The following is a 16,800-nucleotide window of genomic DNA, read 5'->3' as shown; positions in this document are numbered from 1 at the left end:
GAGATCCCCTTAACACAGATAACAATTAACTGAACAAACAGAACGGCGACGCCAGACTTCTGCCCGATAAAACTTTATGGGCCTTAATCTACCTGCTGTGGTGCCATGATGCCAATAAAGATCAACAAAATTGGTAATAGGGTTTTTCAATCGCCCGCGATTGCACTTTTTTTATCTGAAGGTTAACGTAGGCGCCATATCGCACCTCTTATCGATTTTCCTTTGGATGTAGCATGAAACTGATCTCATTTAACACCAACGGCCTACGCGCCCGCCCGCATCAAATTAAAGCCCTGATAGACAAACATCAGCCTGACGTCATCGGTATTCAAGAAACCAAAGTACATGATGATGAATTCCCCCAAGAGATGATTACCTCACTGGGCTATCATGTGGAATATCACGGCCAGAAAGGTCATTACGGTGTTTGTCTAATCTCTAAACTACCACCGGTGAGCATTGAGAAAGGCTTCCCCGGCGATGATAGCGACGCCCAGAAACGGATGATCATCGGTGAATACGATATCGATGGCATTCGGGTCAAGGTGCTGAACGGTTATTTCCCTCAGGGTGAAAACATTGCCCATGAAACCAAATATCCTGCGAAGCGCAAATACTATAACGATCTACAAGACTATCTCGAACAGCACTGCGATCCCGAACAGCCGTTGGTGGTGATGGGCGACTTGAATATCTCACCGCAAGAGATCGATATCGGCATCGGTGAAGTTAACCGCAAACGCTGGCTTAAATCCGGCAAAACCAGCTTTCAACCGGAAGAACGTGAATGGTTGGCTCGCCTACTCGGTTGGGGCCTCAAAGACACCTTCCGTAAAATCCATCCCGATACTGACAACCTGTTTAGCTGGTTTGATTACCGTAGCAAGGGGTTTGATGACGAACCTAAACGCGGCCTGCGTATCGACGCGGTACTGGCAACCGACTCACTCTACCAGCGCTGCACCGACGCCAATATCGATTACGATATCCGCGGCATGGAAAAACCTTCCGACCACGCACCGATTTGGGCCGAGTTTAAATAACTACGACCGGCGATGAACATAGGCTTTCAAGACTCTCTTTTAAGCTTAAAACTAAGCAAGGTTTTGCACGGATCATAGAGCATTTAAGTAAGCTCAACCCATTCCATTCATCTGAATGAATGACTTGATTCGTGCAGCTCTGGCAACCGGCTTCGTTAAATGATCGGCCCAAATGAGCATTAGCCTCAAAGCCCAAAGAGAATAGTCATGATAAAAGCATTCTGCGCCCTACTCTCCAGCCTTATGCTGGCAGCAGCTGGTTTCTTATTGTTTGCACTGAGCCACGTAAAACCTGGCAGTTTCACCGGATCCATCCAAGCAACCGGCAACGAAGTCCCCTATATCACATCGTTACTCATGGAAAATATCCAATATTGGTGGGTTATGCTCCTGACTCTCGTGGTGTGCGGGCTTGCTCCATTGTTGTTTGGCCGACCTAAAACAGCTCTATTCTTCTCTCTGGGCTGTCTGCTTTTAGTGATCTTTGCCGTCTATGCTAATGTCTTTTATTCGCTGGCCGGCTTATAAGTCTCACTGGCGTATAGCTATCTCTGACCGCCAAAGCACCTTACAACAACAGGTTTCAGTACTCGCACCACAAGCCTTCACCACAAATTAAAAACAGCACTAAGGTCTTTTCTTGAAACTCAGTAAACGATTAACCCAGATTAAACGGATGGTAACACCCGGCTATAGCCATATCTGGGATTGCTGTTGTGACCATGGTCATCTCGGGGCTGCCCTACTCTCTCACAGCAGCGCTCAGATCCATTTTGTGGATATCGTCCCCGCACTGATCACTGAATTAGAAAACCGACTGCAACAGCATTACCCCGATCTCGCTGAACGCTGGACTCCCCACTGTCTTGATGTCGCGGCATTGCCCTTAGAACAGCACAGCAGTAGGCAACTGATCATTATTGCGGGGGTAGGTGGCGATCTCATTAAGCAGTTTGTTAGCGCTATTCAACAAACACATATGGGCTTGAGCCTCGATTTTCTACTCTGCCCCGTGCACCATCAATTTGCCTTGCGTCAGACGTTGATCGAACTAAATTTCAGTTTAAAAGATGAAGCGCTGATTGAAGAAAACCATCGCTTTTACGAAATCATGCTGGCGTCAGCTGACAGCAATGCCGGTAGGCCTATCAGCCCAGTGGGTGACACGCTATGGCAGGCCCATTCAGCGGAACAACAGAGCATCATTCAACGCTATTTACAGACAACGCTGAATCACTACCAACGGATGCAACAGGGTAGCTCCGTGGAGGTGAGCCACATTATCGAGGCTTATCGCGCGATCAACGATTAAGGCTTTGAGTGCAGCCCAAGCGATAAAGAAGCTATCATTAAGCTGCATCCCTTATTAGCAGAGGCATTAGCCAGCCTGATGCAATTTGCCTCAACTGTGGCATATTGCTACAATCAACCCATATTGATACTTAAGAGGCTATCACTGTGGCAACCACTAGCATTCGACTAGACCAAGAGCTTATTAATAAAGCGACTATTATGGCGAAAGCCTTAAATAGAACACCACCCAAGCAAATTGAACATTGGGCAAAAATTGGTGAAATGATGGAGGATAATCCAGATTTACCATACGAGTTTGTGAAGCAAGCCATCATTGCCCAAGCGGAAAAAGAGGCAGGGAAACTTGAGAGCTACGATTTTGGCTAATACAAAGCGGATTTTACAAACGCCAAGTTTCAAAAAAGCGGTAAAAAAACTCAAACCTACCCAAAAAAAGATCTAGATTCAGCCATCAAAACGTTGATGGAAGACCCAACCCTTGGCGAACAGAAAAAAGGTGACTTATCTTTTTTACGTGTCCATAAATTTAAAATGAGCAAGCAGCTAACACTATTAGGTTACAGCTTTAATGATGGCACATTAACGCTAGAATTAATGACACTCGGCTCTCATGAAAATTTTTACCGCGACATCAAACGCAACTGAGCAACTGATAAGTAGCGAGCAAAGCGGCATCATTCTGCGCTATTTACAGGTAACGCTGAATCACGACCAACGGATGCAACAGGGCAGCACCGTGGATGTGAGCCACATTATCGAGGCTTATCGTTCAGTCATTGATTAAGCCCTTGATTGGGTGCCATAGAGAGAGCAAGGATGCATGAATAGGTTATCGCTTCATACTGCTTGTCGGCACGGGGGCGTGCCTCGCTACACCAGTGCTTGCCGATACCGGTTCCAAGCGAACAAGCAGCAATGGGTTTTGCCTTTTTAATCACCGTCTTTGTCGCACGGGTTAACTCCGTTGATATACATCCGAACGATGGCCGACCTTTATAACCTGTACCACAAGCTCATTATCTCTGATTTCATAAATGATTCTGTAAAGCCCTTGGCGAATACGATATAGATTTTGACCAGTTAACTTGATCGCACCTTCTCTTCGAGGGTTTGTAGCTAATGAGTCTATTCTTGCCAATATTTTTTTAATATCAGCTTGAGGAAGTGCCTTGAAATCCTTAGTGACAGACTTCTTGAAAGTGATTTTATATTTTTCCATCAGCTTCCAAACTGTTTAACAGTTCTTCGTAAGATATTTCAGGCTCACTCGCTCGCTGTCTCACGGCGGTGAGGTCTTCTTGGTCTTCACGCATAAGCAACCGTACGGCTTCATCAATAAGCTCTGAGACCGATGTGTTAGAAGACGCCGCTTTGAGTTTTAAAGCGTTATGGATTGAAGGCTCGAAATAAACAGTCGAACGTTTGGATAAAGTGCTCATGAATCACCTTTGGTTGGATAGCGTTATGACATTGTAGCATCATAACGTTATGATGACGTAGTTTCGCACAATCAGGGGAGATGGCAGAAACCAATGCAATCTCTGAATCAGCCCCATGGATGACTATGGAGGCTACGCCCCTGCCATAAACCCGCCTAAATCTGAATAGTCGCATACCGTTAAATCAAAGCGTTAGGTCATATCACCACTCCAATCAAGTCAACCTCACTTCTTGGGCAAGCTCCCCCGCCGATGCCTGAATAATATCAACCAAGCTGCGTGCGGCGGTTGAAAGTGGATAGCGTTTGCGAGTGACGATCCCCACTGGGCGGGACATCACCGGCGTATGGAGTTCACGACAGACCGCGCCCTGTTCACGCATCTGCCCGATACACAACGAAGGCACTGCACTGACACCCAAGCCGGTCACGACCATGCGACCAATGGTGGCCAACTGATGGGTTTCAAATTCTGGGTGAACCTGCATGCCTAATTGACGCAACTTTGCTTCGATCAATAAACGGATACTGGAGGGCCGCTGTAAGGCGATAAAGTCATTTTTCAGCAGCGCCTGCCAGGCAATATCCTGACGTTCGGCTAATTCATGTTCGGGGTACACCACGGCAACAAAGCGGTCTTCAAATAAGGGTGTAAAGCTTAAGTCTTCAGAGCGGCCCGGATCAAAGGTGAGACCCACTTCAACCTGACCGTTACGCACCATATCCACCACATCTTCGGCAATGACATCATTGACCGTGACACTGACACTGGGGTAAAGCATCCGGTATTCACGAATCAATCCCGGTAACAAACTACTGGCAAATGAGGGCATGGCCGCCAATACGACTCGGCCTCGGTTCATGGCGAAACGCTGGTTAAGGTCGTCGAGAGCGGTATCACAATCCTGCAGTATCTTACGGGCAACCGGATAGAACTCTTCCCCTTCAGGCGTGAGTGCAATCGCCCGAGTGGTACGGCTAAAGAGCGCACCACCGACCTCCTCTTCAAGGTTTTTAATGGCGATGCTCAGTGCCGGTTGTGACAAATGCACCTGTATACAGGCATCGGTAAAGCTCTGGGTACGGGCAACCGCCACAAAGGCTTTCAACTGTTTAAGGGTAATATTAGCCATATTTCACCGGCGGTTATGTACTCTAATGAGTCTATTAAAAAGATAATTTACAGTCTATTTATTAATAAATCTTATAAATAGTTTAAATCATTAAATTTGCTAAATAATAGCCAGTATATGAGACTTAACCCACTGATCCACTCGATTGACCTTTTTAGGCCAACCGATATGGATCAGAATCGTTGCATCAGGTACCCGGTGTTCTGGCAACAGGACTGTCCCAGCCGGGTATCTGCCTATAACAACAACAGCTAATGCGGAGTTGCACACATGTCGGGTTTCAACAAGGTAGTAAATAGCTACGAAGAAGCGATGGCAGGCCTGGAAGATGGCATGACCGTTATCGCAGGCGGCTTCGGCCTTTGCGGTATCCCTGAGAATCTGATCAAGCAGATCAGAACGATGGGCACAAAAGATCTCACCGTTGTCTCAAATAACTGCGGTATCGATGACTTCGGTCTCGGTATTCTACTGGTTGATCGTCAAATCAAAAAAATGGTTTCCTCTTACGTTGGCGAAAACGCACTGTTTGAAAAACAGCTGCTGGCGGGCGAACTTGAGGTTGAACTCACCCCACAGGGCACACTGGCCGAGAAGATGCGTGCTGGCGGCGCTGGCATCCCTGCGTTCTATACCGCAACAGGCTACGGCACACCGGTGGGTGATGGTAAAGAAGTACGCGAATTTAACGGCCGACACTATATTATGGAAGAGTCGATTACCGGTGACTTCGCCATTGTTAAAGGTTGGAAAGCCGACACTTACGGCAATGTTGTCTACCGCGACACCGCTCAGAATTTTAATCCGATGGCTGCGACAGCCGGCAAAATCACCGTGGTTGAAGTGGAAGAGATCGTCGAACCCGGCGAGTTGAACCCTAGCGAGATTCATACCCCCGGCATCTACGTCAATCGGGTGATTAAAGGCACCTTCGAGAAGCGTATTGAGCAGCGTACCGTACGTCAGGGCTAAACAATAATAATGTATTCCAGATAGCTGTGTGTTGATAACGGCTATTAGGGAGAAGAGGAAAAACAATGGCACTCTCTCGTGAACAGATGGCTCAGCGTGTTGCACGCGAGCTTCAGGATGGTTTTTACGTCAACCTGGGCATCGGTATCCCCACACTGGTTGCAAACTATGTCCCTGCGGGGATCGAAGTAATGCTGCAGTCCGAAAACGGTTTGCTGGGTATGGGCCCTTTCCCAACCGAAGATGAAATTGATGCGGATATGATAAACGCCGGTAAGCAAACCGTAACGGCGGCTACGGGCGCATCGATTTTCTCCTCAGCGGAATCCTTTGCCATGATTCGTGGCGGACACGTTGATCTCACGGTATTGGGCGCATTTGAAGTCGATGTGAACGGTAATATCGCTTCGTGGATGATTCCCGGCAAACTAATTAAAGGCATGGGCGGTGCGATGGATCTCGTAGCCGGCGCGGATAATATTATCGTGACCATGACCCACGCATCTAAGCATGGCGAATCTAAACTACTGACCGAATGCTCACTGCCGCTGACTGGCCGTGGTTGCATTAAGAAAGTATTGACCGACCTCGCCTACCTCGAAATTGAAGATGGCGCTTTCCATCTGAAAGAGCGGGCACCGGGTGTGTCCGTCGAAGAGATTATCGAGAAGACCGAAGGCAAATTGATTGTGCCGGACAACGTACCGGAAATGACTTTCGCTTAAGACGATAACGCTAACAAGTATGTCCCCACAAAAAAGGCTGATGTTTACACATCAGCCTTTTTTATTACTCTTTTTTAGTGCTTTATTTAAGTACTTTGCTTAAGCGCAATATCTAACCATCTTGTTTAAGCTATTAATTTAAGTAATTGATTTATATATATTTTTATTTCATTAATGAAGCAATTTAACCCTTGATCACAAACGGTTAATTCAACCGAGCAATATGGTTGATAAACACTTCAGGCTCGATCACGCCGATGAGGGTCATATTCGCCTGCAACGTGCCTGCACGATCATAGAAGATCAACGCAGGCGGGCCTATCACACGGTAATCACGGCTCAACTCTTTTGCGGCATCATCATTCGCGGTGACATCAACTTTGATGCGTGAGAAGCCGCTCAGCCCCTGCTGTACCCCGGCATCCGAAAAGGTAAACAGATCCAACTCGACACAGGCAACGCACCAGTCAGCATAGAAATCGAGCATCACTGGCTTATTTTGCGCCTTTGCTTCCGCTAACAACTGATCCAACTGGGTCTTATTGGTCACGGTGACAAACCTCATCTCCGTCGCCGCTTGAGCCGGGGCTGCGGCAATATTTTTCAGCGGTTGTAGCAAGCTGGTGCCGCCGGTCATACCACCGACAAACAGCAGCGCGCCATAGATAAGCAACACCACGCCGATACCTTTCCAGAAGACACGCCAGCCTCGGGCCTCATCCTGCAACCGATCCAAGGCTTTCATATACACCGCCGCCACCAGCAAGATAACCGCATACAGCAGCAGCGCGATACTATCGTCGATCACTCGATCCAGCATCCACACCGCCAACAACAGCAACATCACCCCAAAACCGGCCTTAACGCTTTCCATCCACGCCCCGGCTTTGGGTAATAATTTGCCCGCCGATGCACCGACAATCAGCAACGGTACGCCCATCCCCATACTTAGGCTGAACAGCGCAGCACCACCGAGCAACGGATCACCGGTCTGACCGATATAGATCAATGCCCCGGCTAACGGCGCCGCCATACAGGGGCCGACAATCAACGCAGACAAAAAGCCCATCACGGCCACACCCATCACGGTACCGCCTTTCTGGCCGTTACTGAGATTGTTCAAACGGCTTTGTAGCGCATTGGGCAGTTGCAGTTCATAGAAACCAAACATCGACAACGACAGCAGCACAAAGACAAAACTAAACAGACCGATAATCCAGGCATTCTGGAACGCTGCCTGCAGGTTCTCACCGAACAAACCCGCAATCACCCCGGCGATGGTATAGGTGACAGCAACTGCCAGCACATACACCAGTGATAGCATAAAGCCATGCATGGCCGTGGTGCGATGCCCCTGCCCGGCAATAATACTCGATAGAATAGGAATCATCGGGAACACACAGGGGGTCAGCGCCAAGGCTAACCCGGCGACAAAGAAGGCACCCAGCGTTAACAGCAAGCTGCTACCGGAAATCATGGCCGCAAAACGGTCCTGCTCGCTTTGAATGACCGGTGCAACGGTATTCGTCTGACCGGCTGTATTCTCAGTCATCGCCGCTGAGCTATTCACCACTGATGATGAGCTATCGACGTTAACGGTATTCACAGGAAGCTGTTTTAGGTCAATGGTGGTGGTGACCGGTGGATAACAGATACCGCCATCCCAGCAACCTTGATAGGTAATCGTGACTGTGCTATCCACCGGCTGACCGGTGCTGCTGGTCAGGTCTAGATCTACTAGCGCTTGATTGTGATACACCCAAACCCGGCCAAACAAAGGATCGTCCTTTTGTTCCGCCTCGGAGTAACTGCGTTTTAACTCGGCAACCTCAGAGCCATAACGCAGTTCGATTTTGTCGCGATAAAGATAGTAGCCATCTTTGATCGTCCAGATCAGTTTAAGCTGCCCTTCGCTCTGTTCACTGTCCAGCAGATAGACCTGATCGACCGGCAAAGGCCCATCCTGTTGCGCGCTGAACGGGTTGGCATTATCAAACAGTCCCGCCTTGGCCGGCAGGCTAAACTGAAGCAGTGTCATCATCAGCACGGCGATTAGGGTAACGCCTAAACGGGGCCAGACAACAGGGTGAAATACTACAGGCACAGTAACCTCTTCATCTATAAGTCGGATCGATCAGCCTAGTGGACAGCGTTATGCTTAATCAGTTCGCACAGGGGCGAGAGATAGCACAAAAAAGTTATCTACGATGTTGATAATGATGCGCAATATCAAAGGCCGACATATTTAATCCAATTGTATCATCCGATCACCTCAGTCAGCACTTAAACCTTTGCGCTTAATATGTTACAAAGTACCTCCTTTACGAACGCGCTAACGGGTGTACAGAGTAAAGGCTGTACACTTTAGGAAATTGAGATGTCTGATAACCGAGTCGAAAACCTCAATATTGAGAGTAATGACGTACTGATCACTCCTGATCAGTTGAAAGCAAAATTAGCCCTGTCAGAAGCAGCGGCCACTTCCGTGATGGAAGGTCGCCAGATTATTAAAAATATTCTGAAAGGCGAAGATAAGCGCCTGTTTGTCGTGGTTGGCCCCTGCTCTATTCACGACCCAAAAGCAGCCCTTGAATATGGTCAGAAGCTAAAGCAGCTTGCTGAGCAAGTAAAAGACACTCTCTATCTGGTTATGCGCGTCTATTTTGAGAAGCCTCGGACCACTGTCGGCTGGAAAGGCTTGATTAACGATCCGCGTATGGATGACTCTTTTCAAATTGAAGAGGGCCTACATATCGGTCGTGAATTGCTGCTACAACTGGCCGAAGCGGGTTTGCCACTGGCGACTGAAGCCCTCGACCCGATCTCACCACAGTATATCCAAGATCTGATTGCTTGGTCGGCTATTGGTGCGCGCACCACCGAATCCCAGACGCACCGTGAGATGTCCAGCGGACTGTCTGGCGCTGTGGGGCTTAAAAATGGCACTGACGGTGGCCTGACCGTGGCGATCAACGCTCTAGAATCGGTTGCTCACCCACACAGTTTTCTCGGTATTAACGAACAGGGCCAAGTGTCCATCGTGCGTACCCGAGGCAACAAATACGGCCATGTTGTATTGCGCGGCGGCAATGGCAAACCTAATTATGATTCGGTTCATGTGGCGCTGTGTGAACAGGCGTTGGAAAAAGCCGGCCTGAAGCAAAACATCATGATTGACTGTAGCCACGCCAATTCCAACAAGGATCCTGCGCTACAACCACTGGTGATGGAAAATGCCACCAACCAGATCATTGATGGCAACAAATCAATCGTTGGCCTAATGGTGGAATCTAACCTCGGTTGGGGCAATCAGAAAATGACGGACAATCCAGCCGATCTTCAATACGGTGTCTCCATCACCGATGCTTGTATCGATTGGGACACTACCGAGAAAACCCTGCTCGATATGCACAACAAACTCAAAGACGTTTTGCCAAACCGCTAATCGTCTCACGCGACACCCAAGGGATCTTCGGATCCCTTTTTTATTGCTTATCAGTCTAAAACCGCAAAACCAACCCCCTTTATCGGTAATAAAACTACAGTCATACTATCTTTTAGTCGATAAGATCCCTCTGAATCGGTCTAACTACTTCAGTATTAGTAATTTTTTAACGTATAATGCGCCCGCGGAATAATTAATTACGGGCTTACGCAAAGATGTAACGAATAGCCATAAGCTGTTCTGTTAAGCCTCTGGCTACCAGCCAAATGACAAGGGGATACAATGACTACAACGAATCAAACTATTTACTGGACCCTGACCGACGAAGCACCCTCACTGGCAACCTGTTCTTTGTTACCTATTGTAAGAACATTTGCTAAAGCGGCCGGCATCGACGTTAAAATCAGCGACATCTCTCTAGCAAGCCGCGTTCTCTCGGCATTCCCCGAAAAGCTGACCGAAGAGCAAAAAGCGGAAGATGGGTTGAAATTCCTGGGTGCACTCACTCAAGATCCACACGCTAACATCATCAAACTACCTAATATTTCTGCCTCTATCCCTCAGCTGAAAGCCTGCATCGCAGAACTTCAAGCGCAAGGCTGCGATATCCCTAACTACCCTGAAGCCCCTGAGACAGACGAAGATAAAGCCATTCAGGCTCGTTATTCTAAAATCCTCGGCTCTGCGGTAAACCCGGTTCTACGTGAAGGTAACTCTGACCGTCGTGCCCCAAGTGCTGTAAAAGCCTATGTCCGTAAATTCCCACACTCTATGGGTAAGTGGAGCAAGGCTTCCCGTACCCATGCGGATTATATGCGCGACGGTGACTTCTTCTCTAGCGAACAATCCATCACTATGGATCAAGCTGGCGATGTACGTCTTGAGTTTGTTGACCAAGCCGGCAACGTTGAAGTTAAAAAAGAACTGAGCCTAGAACAAGGCGAGATTCTGGACAGCATGCGCATGAGCTGCAAAGCCCTGCGTGAGTTCTTTGAAGAAACCATGCAAGACGCTAAAGATAGCGGCGTCATGTGGTCTCTACACGTAAAAGCAACCATGATGAAGGTATCTCACCCGATCGTCTTCGGTCACGCGGTTACTGTATTCTACAAAGAGCTGTTTGATAAATACGGCGACCTGTTCGAAGAACTGGGTGTTAATCCTAACAACGGTATCAGCAGCGTATACGACAAGATCGCTACCCTGCCAACCTCTAAGCGTGAAGAGATCGAAGAAGCGATCCATGAGTGCCTAGAACACCGTCCAGAAATGGCGATGGTTGATTCCGTTAAAGGTATTACCAACCTGCACGTTCCTTCTGACGTTATCGTCGATGCGTCTATGCCTGCCATGATCCGTAATGGCGGTAAGATGTGGGGTCCTGATGGCAAGCCTAAAGATACTAAAGCCGTCATGCCTGAAAGCACGTACGCCCGTATCTATCAGGAAATGATCAACTTCTGTAAAACGAACGGCGCTTTCGATCCAACTACGATGGGTACTGTCCCTAACGTTGGTCTGATGGCTCGTAAAGCAGAAGAGTATGGTTCGCACGATAAAACCTTCGAAATCATGGCTGACGGCATTATGCGTGTTGTTACTGCTGACGGCACTGTGCTGATGCAACATGATGTTGAGAAAGGTGATATCTGGCGTGCTTGCCAAACCAAAGACGACGCCGTGCGCGACTGGGTTAAACTGGCTGTTACCCGTGCCCGTCAATCCGGTATGCCAACCGTCTTCTGGTTGGACTACAAACGTGCCCACGATGCTGAACTGATCAAGAAAGTTAAACTGTATCTGCAAGACTATGATACCGATGGTCTTGAGATCACAATCAAAACTTACAATCAGGCAATTCGTTACAGCATGGATCGCATGATCCGTGGTAACGATACCATCTCAGTAACCGGTAACGTACTGCGTGATTACCTGACTGACCTGTTCCCTATTATGGAACTGGGCACATCCGCTAAAATGCTGTCTATCGTACCTATGCTGAAAGGCGGCGGTATGTATGAAACAGGCGCTGGCGGCTCTGCTCCTAAGCACGTACAACAGGTTCAAGAAGAAAACCACCTGCGTTGGGACTCTCTCGGTGAATTCCTTGCTCTGGCTGTCTCTCTGGAAGAGATGGGCATCAAAGAAGGCAACAAGCGTGCTGATATCCTAGCGAAAACACTGGACTCAGCCACCGGTAAACTGCTGGAGAACAACAAGTCTCCTTCACGTAAAACTGGCGAACTGGATAACCGTGGTAGCCACTTCTATCTCGGTATGTACTGGGCACAAGAAGTTGCCGCTCAGACTGAAGATCCAGAGCTGGCCGCTATGTTCGCACCACTGGCGAAAACACTGACTGACAACGAAGCTCAGATCATTGCCGAGCTGAGTGCTGTTCAGGGTACACCTGCTAACCTAGGGGGTTACTACCACGCTAACCGCGAAGACGTTAAGAAAGTGATGCGTCCAAGCGCAACGCTGAACGCAGCATTGGCAGCCCTGTCTTAATCGACACTCTACCAATAGCGCTTAAGGGCTCGCCCCTTAAGCGCTAAAAAAACCCGGATCAGTTTAGACTGATCCGGGTTTTTTATGACTTCAGATTAACTAGATTTTAATCGCTATCACGCGTCAGCTTTCTCAATGCAGCTTCATCTTCGGCTTAACCGTACCGCCAATCTTCTGTGCAAAATACACCGCCGATGCTTTTAACCAGCCATGTATGGCCACCTGATGCATACGGTAAAGCGAGATATACACCAGCCGGGCAATGCGCCCTTCAATAAACATCGAGCCGTTAGTAAGGTTGCCCATCAGACTACCCACCGTACTGTAGCGACTAAGATTAACCAACGAGCCATGATCTTTATAAAGGTAGCTCTGTAACGGCTTACCTTGCTCTGACAATAAAATATTTTTATACACTAACGAGGCCATCTGATGCGCCGACTGCGCCCGTGGTGGCACCCAACTGCCGTCGGGCTGTTCGCAGGCACAGCAATCACCAATCACATAAATGGCATCATCAACACTGCTTTGCAAGCTCGGCTTAACGATGATCTGACCGTTACGATTCGTCTCAAACAGGTCGATGGATTTGATAAAGTCTGGCGCTTTAACCCCCGCTGCCCAGACCTGTAGATCCGCGGCAATTAGCTGCTCGTCTTGGGTCACAAAACCGGCATCGGTCGCCTGTGTCACCCGCACATTTTCATGGATGCTAATGCCCAACTCATTCAGTTCTTTCTTCGCCGCCACGGCTATCCGCTGCGGTAACGCCGGCAAGATTCGCGGGCCTGCTTCAATTAAATGGATTTTCAATCGCTTAGCCGACATCTCTGGCATGCCATAAAACTTAAACAGGTCGGCGACATGGTTTAACTCGGCGGCCAGTTCGACACCGGTAGCACCACCGCCAACAATGGCCAGTTGCAGCTCAGTATCCGCAGCGCTCTGATTGATACGCAGAAATTGATTTAACAGCGCCCGATGAAAACGCTCGGCTTGCTGATGGGAGTCGAGAAAGTAGCTATGTTCCGCTACGCCAGGGGTACCAAAATCATTACTCACACTGCCCACCGCCATGACCAGGGTATCGAAAGCCAGCTCCCGCTCAGGTAGTACCTCTTTACCTTCGTCATCTTTCAGGGATTCTAGGCGGATACATTTGGCGACCCGATCCAGACCGATCATAGTGCCGAGCTGAAACTCATAATAATGTGCCGCACAGTGCGCACGATAGACCACACCATCACTGCTCATATCTAATGAACCGGTCGCCACTTCATGCAACAACGGCTTCCAGATATGGCTACGGTTTCGGTCCACCAAGATAATTCTAGCGCGTTTCTTTTTACCCAGCTTATGGCCAAGCTGGGTGGCCAGCTCAAGACCGCCGGCCCCGCCTCCTACGATTACGATAGTTTTCATCATTTATCCTCAAAAAAGTCAGGTTAGCGCTGGATCCACCAACACTAACCTCACCCATCTGCTGAAACAGCGGTGCTATCGTCACCATACTACTAAGCCACCCATAACGCAGTTTATCTATCGGCCAAAGGGTGGATCAAACCATTCATCAGGATAACATCCTACGTCGTAATATCAGGCCATTCGGTTATTAATTCAATACCACGTGCGACATAGAAACCCAAAGGGTTACACAAAATGCTCTGATAAATTGACATAGAAACAGCGATTAATACAGCCGTAAATAAAGAAACTAAGGCTATATCCCTAAGCAAGGGAGATACATAGCGCTCTGTGGCGGGGAAGAATTGTTGAGATAACGCCCCGTTGCGAGGCGTTGGTTTGTCTTAATCGATCAGGGTATCGATTAGATCGATCATAAACTCGGTCTGCTCGGCATCCATCGGTTCCCATGACGAGATCCCCATGCTTTCAAGTACACCTTTGCCTTTTTCATTATCTTGCATCGTCAGCAACGCCGCCTGTATCGCCGGAATATGCTCCGCCATGCGCGGCCCCACTAACAAACTATGGTGAACCACGCTAATTTCACTGCGTACTAACACCCGCATCCGCGAACGGATCAGCTCTGACAGTTCGTCATAGGCCGCTTTCAGAAAGAAGCCAACGTCGGCATTGTCGTTTAGTAAGCTCTTAGCCCCCACCACATAACTGCTGTACTGCTTGATCTCGGTGTTGCTGCTATCGAGATCGGCAGACTCCAACATGATCATCCCCAGGGTATGTACATCGGGATCATCAGTGGTGGCAATGCGACAACCGGGTGCAAGATCCTCAACCGTCTGAAAGGCCGATTCCGCATTCACGGCAATCACAGTCTCATCCGATTGACTCGTAGGTCGGACCACGGCTTGAAATCCCAACTCCCTGACCAACATCGATGCGTCGTAGGGGTTGGCATAGATGAGATCAAACTTATCCGCGCGAATATCTTTGCGTTGCGCGTCAAAGCTATCATAAAGCTCTAAATGAATACCGATATCCAGCGTGCGCTGCAACCAGGTATTAAAAAAATACCAGCCTGAAATATGGTCAGGCGCAAAATCTGGACTGACCGTAAGATTGAATGTCATGCTTATCACTCCTCAGCCAACAAGGTTTTATACAGCGCTTCACTCTCTTCAATCTTACGTCGTGAAGGTTTGCGTCGAACCGAGGTATACCCCACCAACTGGCCATTACGAACATTGGGAATCACTGTTGCCTTAACCCAATAGTAAGCGCCATCTTTACACAGGTTTTTGACATAACCATGCCACTTATTACCCTGTTCGATGGTGTCCCAGAGGTCTTTAAAAGCAACCGCCGGCATATCCGGGTGACGCAGAATATAATGATTAACGCCGATTAATTCATCTTCGTTATAACCAGACATATCGATAAATGCCTGATTCGCGTGGGTGATAATCCCTTGCGGGTCGGTTCGGGATACGATCAACTTGCCGTCGGGATAAGGCACCTCCCGATCAATAATATTTGCCGTTCGCTTACTACCATCGAAATATGAGATTTCGACCGTCCGCGTCTCTCCAGTGTCTTGTTCAGACATACTTCCAACCTTATTCACCTAGCAGCGGCTATCCATGTTGGCCATTAGCCGCTGCTCGGGATTAACAAATTAAAGGATTTTACCGATCGCCTCTGCGGCACGTTTCACATCGAGGAAGATTAAACCCAGACGTGCGTTCGGCTTCGCCACCACGGTAAGCACAGAATCCTGATTGGCGTGAGTCATCAGAATATAACCCTCATCCCCCTTCACCAACACTTGCTCTAACTCACCACGGGCCAGCTCTTTTGCCGTGCGCTCGCCCAATGACAACATCGCGGCACTCATCGCGCCAACTCGGTCTTCATCCATACTCGACGGCAGTAACGCCGCAATCATCAGACCATCGGTTGAGATGACCGCTGACGCTTCGATATCTGCAGACGTGCCGTTGAGATCACTCAAAATAGAGGTAAGCATCTCAGAACGCATAGAACACTCCTTCCGTAAAGGCTTCCATTGTGGAAGCGAATTAAATTCAAAATATTAATATTCAAGATAACGGCGAGCTAAGCTCGCCAGAATTTCAGCAAAAGCCTGTTGGTACAACTTGGGCATATCGGCGATCACCAAGGTAAAGCGCTGGTGACCAATATAAATTCCCCAACAACCGATCTGGCTTTGCCCGGCACCGTTTAAGATGCCCCAAGAGTCACTGGCTAAGCCTAAATCACCATTCAATAGTTGCTTATGACGCTCCTGTAACAGCAATAGATCCGCCGCTAAGGCGGCCAAGGCGTCAGACTGCTCCACTGAATACCCCACCGATGAGAGACAAAACCCTTGATCATCTGCCAACAGCGCTTTACCACTGGCGGAGATCTGTTCTAACAAGCCGGGCAAAATATCCTCTAACGGCCCCCGCTTAATCTCCGGGGGTGTCTCAGACAGGGCCACGAAGCCACGATCCAACAGTTGCTGAAATACGCCCATCGCCTGTGTTTCATCGAGATCAGCTAATTCAGAGACCAATTCAATGGAATAGAGCAACTCGAAGTCGGTCGATAGCAACTGCAATAACATCGCTCTGGCGTCATCTGACGCGGAGTTCAAGGTTGCAAAGTAAGCTCCGCTTGGGGTGATTGCGATATAGCGAATAGCATCCTGATTATAATCTCCCACCAAAATCTCTCCGACATGGGTTAATAACTAAACACCCGTTAGCCTCCTAACACCGAGACCTAGGTG

18 protein-coding genes and 1 pseudogene are annotated in these 16,800 nt (G+C 48.6%); 10 read left to right on the top strand and 9 right to left on the bottom strand.

Going from position 1 to position 16,800, the window contains the following annotated elements; translation table 11 throughout:
• The first annotated feature begins 233 nt into the window (after positions 1–233).
• From xthA to AC0L4K_RS08460, 6 genes and pseudogenes are all read left to right on the top strand, one after another.
• Positions 234–1,043: an exodeoxyribonuclease III gene (gene xthA / locus AC0L4K_RS08485; RefSeq protein WP_473268937.1), complete on the top strand. Its 810-nt coding sequence runs from the start codon at positions 234–236 to the stop codon at positions 1,041–1,043.
• 207 nt (positions 1,044–1,250) lie between these two features.
• Positions 1,251–1,571, top strand: a complete 321-nt coding sequence (locus tag AC0L4K_RS08480) for a hypothetical protein (RefSeq protein ID WP_473268935.1) — start codon at positions 1,251–1,253, stop codon at positions 1,569–1,571.
• A gap of 112 nt (positions 1,572–1,683) precedes the next feature.
• Complete coding sequence (locus AC0L4K_RS08475; protein WP_473268934.1) at positions 1,684–2,355, top strand: tRNA (adenine(22)-N(1))-methyltransferase; 672 nt, start codon at positions 1,684–1,686, stop codon at positions 2,353–2,355.
• A gap of 146 nt (positions 2,356–2,501) precedes the next feature.
• Positions 2,502–2,723, top strand: coding sequence for a TA system antitoxin ParD family protein (locus tag AC0L4K_RS08470; RefSeq protein ID WP_417224380.1), 222 nt, complete (start codon positions 2,502–2,504; stop codon positions 2,721–2,723).
• A pseudogene (locus tag AC0L4K_RS08465) lies at positions 2,716–3,002 on the top strand (type II toxin-antitoxin system RelE/ParE family toxin). Before AC0L4K_RS08470 ends, AC0L4K_RS08465 begins: the two are co-directional and overlap by 8 nt.
• Positions 2,968–3,141 carry a hypothetical protein gene (locus tag AC0L4K_RS08460; RefSeq protein ID WP_473268933.1) on the top strand — a complete coding sequence of 58 codons (174 nt, stop codon included), beginning with the start codon at positions 2,968–2,970 and terminating at the stop codon, positions 3,139–3,141. The pseudogene AC0L4K_RS08465 and the gene AC0L4K_RS08460 overlap by 35 nt, the downstream one beginning before the upstream one ends.
• A 171-nt stretch (positions 3,142–3,312) precedes the next feature.
• On the opposite strand, the gene AC0L4K_RS08455 is transcribed toward AC0L4K_RS08460, so the two are convergent.
• From AC0L4K_RS08455 to AC0L4K_RS08445, 3 genes are all read right to left on the bottom strand, one after another.
• A complete protein-coding gene (locus AC0L4K_RS08455; RefSeq protein WP_417224377.1) occupies positions 3,313–3,576 on the bottom strand; it encodes a type II toxin-antitoxin system RelE family toxin in 264 nt (87 codons plus the stop codon).
• Positions 3,563–3,796, bottom strand: a complete 234-nt coding sequence (locus tag AC0L4K_RS08450) for a ribbon-helix-helix domain-containing protein (protein ID WP_417224375.1) — start codon at positions 3,794–3,796, stop codon at positions 3,563–3,565. The genes AC0L4K_RS08455 and AC0L4K_RS08450 overlap by 14 nt, the downstream gene beginning before the upstream one ends.
• Before the next feature lie 214 nt (positions 3,797–4,010).
• Positions 4,011–4,928, bottom strand: coding sequence for a LysR substrate-binding domain-containing protein (locus AC0L4K_RS08445; protein WP_473268932.1), 918 nt, complete (start codon positions 4,926–4,928; stop codon positions 4,011–4,013).
• A 270-nt stretch (positions 4,929–5,198) separates the two neighbouring features.
• Here AC0L4K_RS08445 and AC0L4K_RS08440 point away from each other — a divergent pair, with 270 nt between their 5' ends.
• The gene (locus AC0L4K_RS08440; RefSeq protein ID WP_473268931.1) at positions 5,199–5,900 is read left to right on the top strand and encodes a CoA transferase subunit A; all 702 of its coding nucleotides are present in this window, start codon (positions 5,199–5,201) and stop codon (positions 5,898–5,900) included.
• A 65-nt stretch (positions 5,901–5,965) separates the two neighbouring features.
• Positions 5,966–6,625 carry a CoA transferase subunit B gene (locus tag AC0L4K_RS08435; RefSeq protein ID WP_126156831.1) on the top strand — a complete coding sequence of 220 codons (660 nt, stop codon included), beginning with the start codon at positions 5,966–5,968 and terminating at the stop codon, positions 6,623–6,625.
• A gap of 205 nt (positions 6,626–6,830) precedes the next feature.
• Here AC0L4K_RS08435 and dsbD read toward each other — a convergent pair whose 3' ends face one another.
• Positions 6,831–8,729, bottom strand: a complete 1,899-nt coding sequence (gene dsbD, locus AC0L4K_RS08430) for a protein-disulfide reductase DsbD (protein WP_473268930.1) — start codon at positions 8,727–8,729, stop codon at positions 6,831–6,833.
• 273 nt (positions 8,730–9,002) lie between these two features.
• Between dsbD and AC0L4K_RS08425 the strand changes: the two genes are divergently transcribed.
• Both AC0L4K_RS08425 and AC0L4K_RS08420 read left to right on the top strand, forming a co-directional pair.
• Entirely contained in the window at positions 9,003–10,070 is a 1,068-nt protein-coding gene (locus tag AC0L4K_RS08425; RefSeq protein ID WP_417224367.1) for a 3-deoxy-7-phosphoheptulonate synthase, read from the top strand.
• Positions 10,071–10,352: 282 nt separating this feature from the next.
• Positions 10,353–12,581 (top strand): NADP-dependent isocitrate dehydrogenase, encoded by a 2,229-nt coding sequence (locus AC0L4K_RS08420; protein WP_417224365.1) that lies wholly within the window; start codon positions 10,353–10,355, stop codon positions 12,579–12,581.
• Between the two features lie 132 nt (positions 12,582–12,713).
• On the opposite strand, the gene AC0L4K_RS08415 is transcribed toward AC0L4K_RS08420, so the two are convergent.
• The 5 genes from AC0L4K_RS08415 to AC0L4K_RS08395 all read right to left on the bottom strand — a co-directional run bounded on the left by AC0L4K_RS08415 (position 12,714) and on the right by AC0L4K_RS08395 (position 16,734).
• A complete protein-coding gene (locus AC0L4K_RS08415) occupies positions 12,714–14,003 on the bottom strand; it encodes an NAD(P)/FAD-dependent oxidoreductase (RefSeq protein WP_417224363.1) in 1,290 nt (429 codons plus the stop codon).
• Between the two features lie 386 nt (positions 14,004–14,389).
• Positions 14,390–15,136: a phosphate/phosphite/phosphonate ABC transporter substrate-binding protein gene (locus tag AC0L4K_RS08410; RefSeq protein ID WP_417224361.1), complete on the bottom strand. Its 747-nt coding sequence runs from the start codon at positions 15,134–15,136 to the stop codon at positions 14,390–14,392.
• 5 nt (positions 15,137–15,141) lie between these two features.
• Complete coding sequence (locus AC0L4K_RS08405) at positions 15,142–15,612, bottom strand: PAS domain-containing protein (protein WP_417224359.1); 471 nt, start codon at positions 15,610–15,612, stop codon at positions 15,142–15,144.
• Positions 15,613–15,681: 69 nt separating this feature from the next.
• Complete coding sequence (locus AC0L4K_RS08400; RefSeq protein WP_019622314.1) at positions 15,682–16,044, bottom strand: roadblock/LC7 domain-containing protein; 363 nt, start codon at positions 16,042–16,044, stop codon at positions 15,682–15,684.
• Positions 16,045–16,098: 54 nt separating this feature from the next.
• Entirely contained in the window at positions 16,099–16,734 is a 636-nt protein-coding gene (locus AC0L4K_RS08395; RefSeq protein ID WP_417224357.1) for a hypothetical protein, read from the bottom strand.
• Positions 16,735–16,800: the final 66 nt, after the last annotated feature.

The sequence above is a fragment of the Amphritea sp. GJ51-11 genome (assembly GCF_055808735.1).
This window is presented reverse-complemented; position numbering and strand designations above follow the sequence as displayed.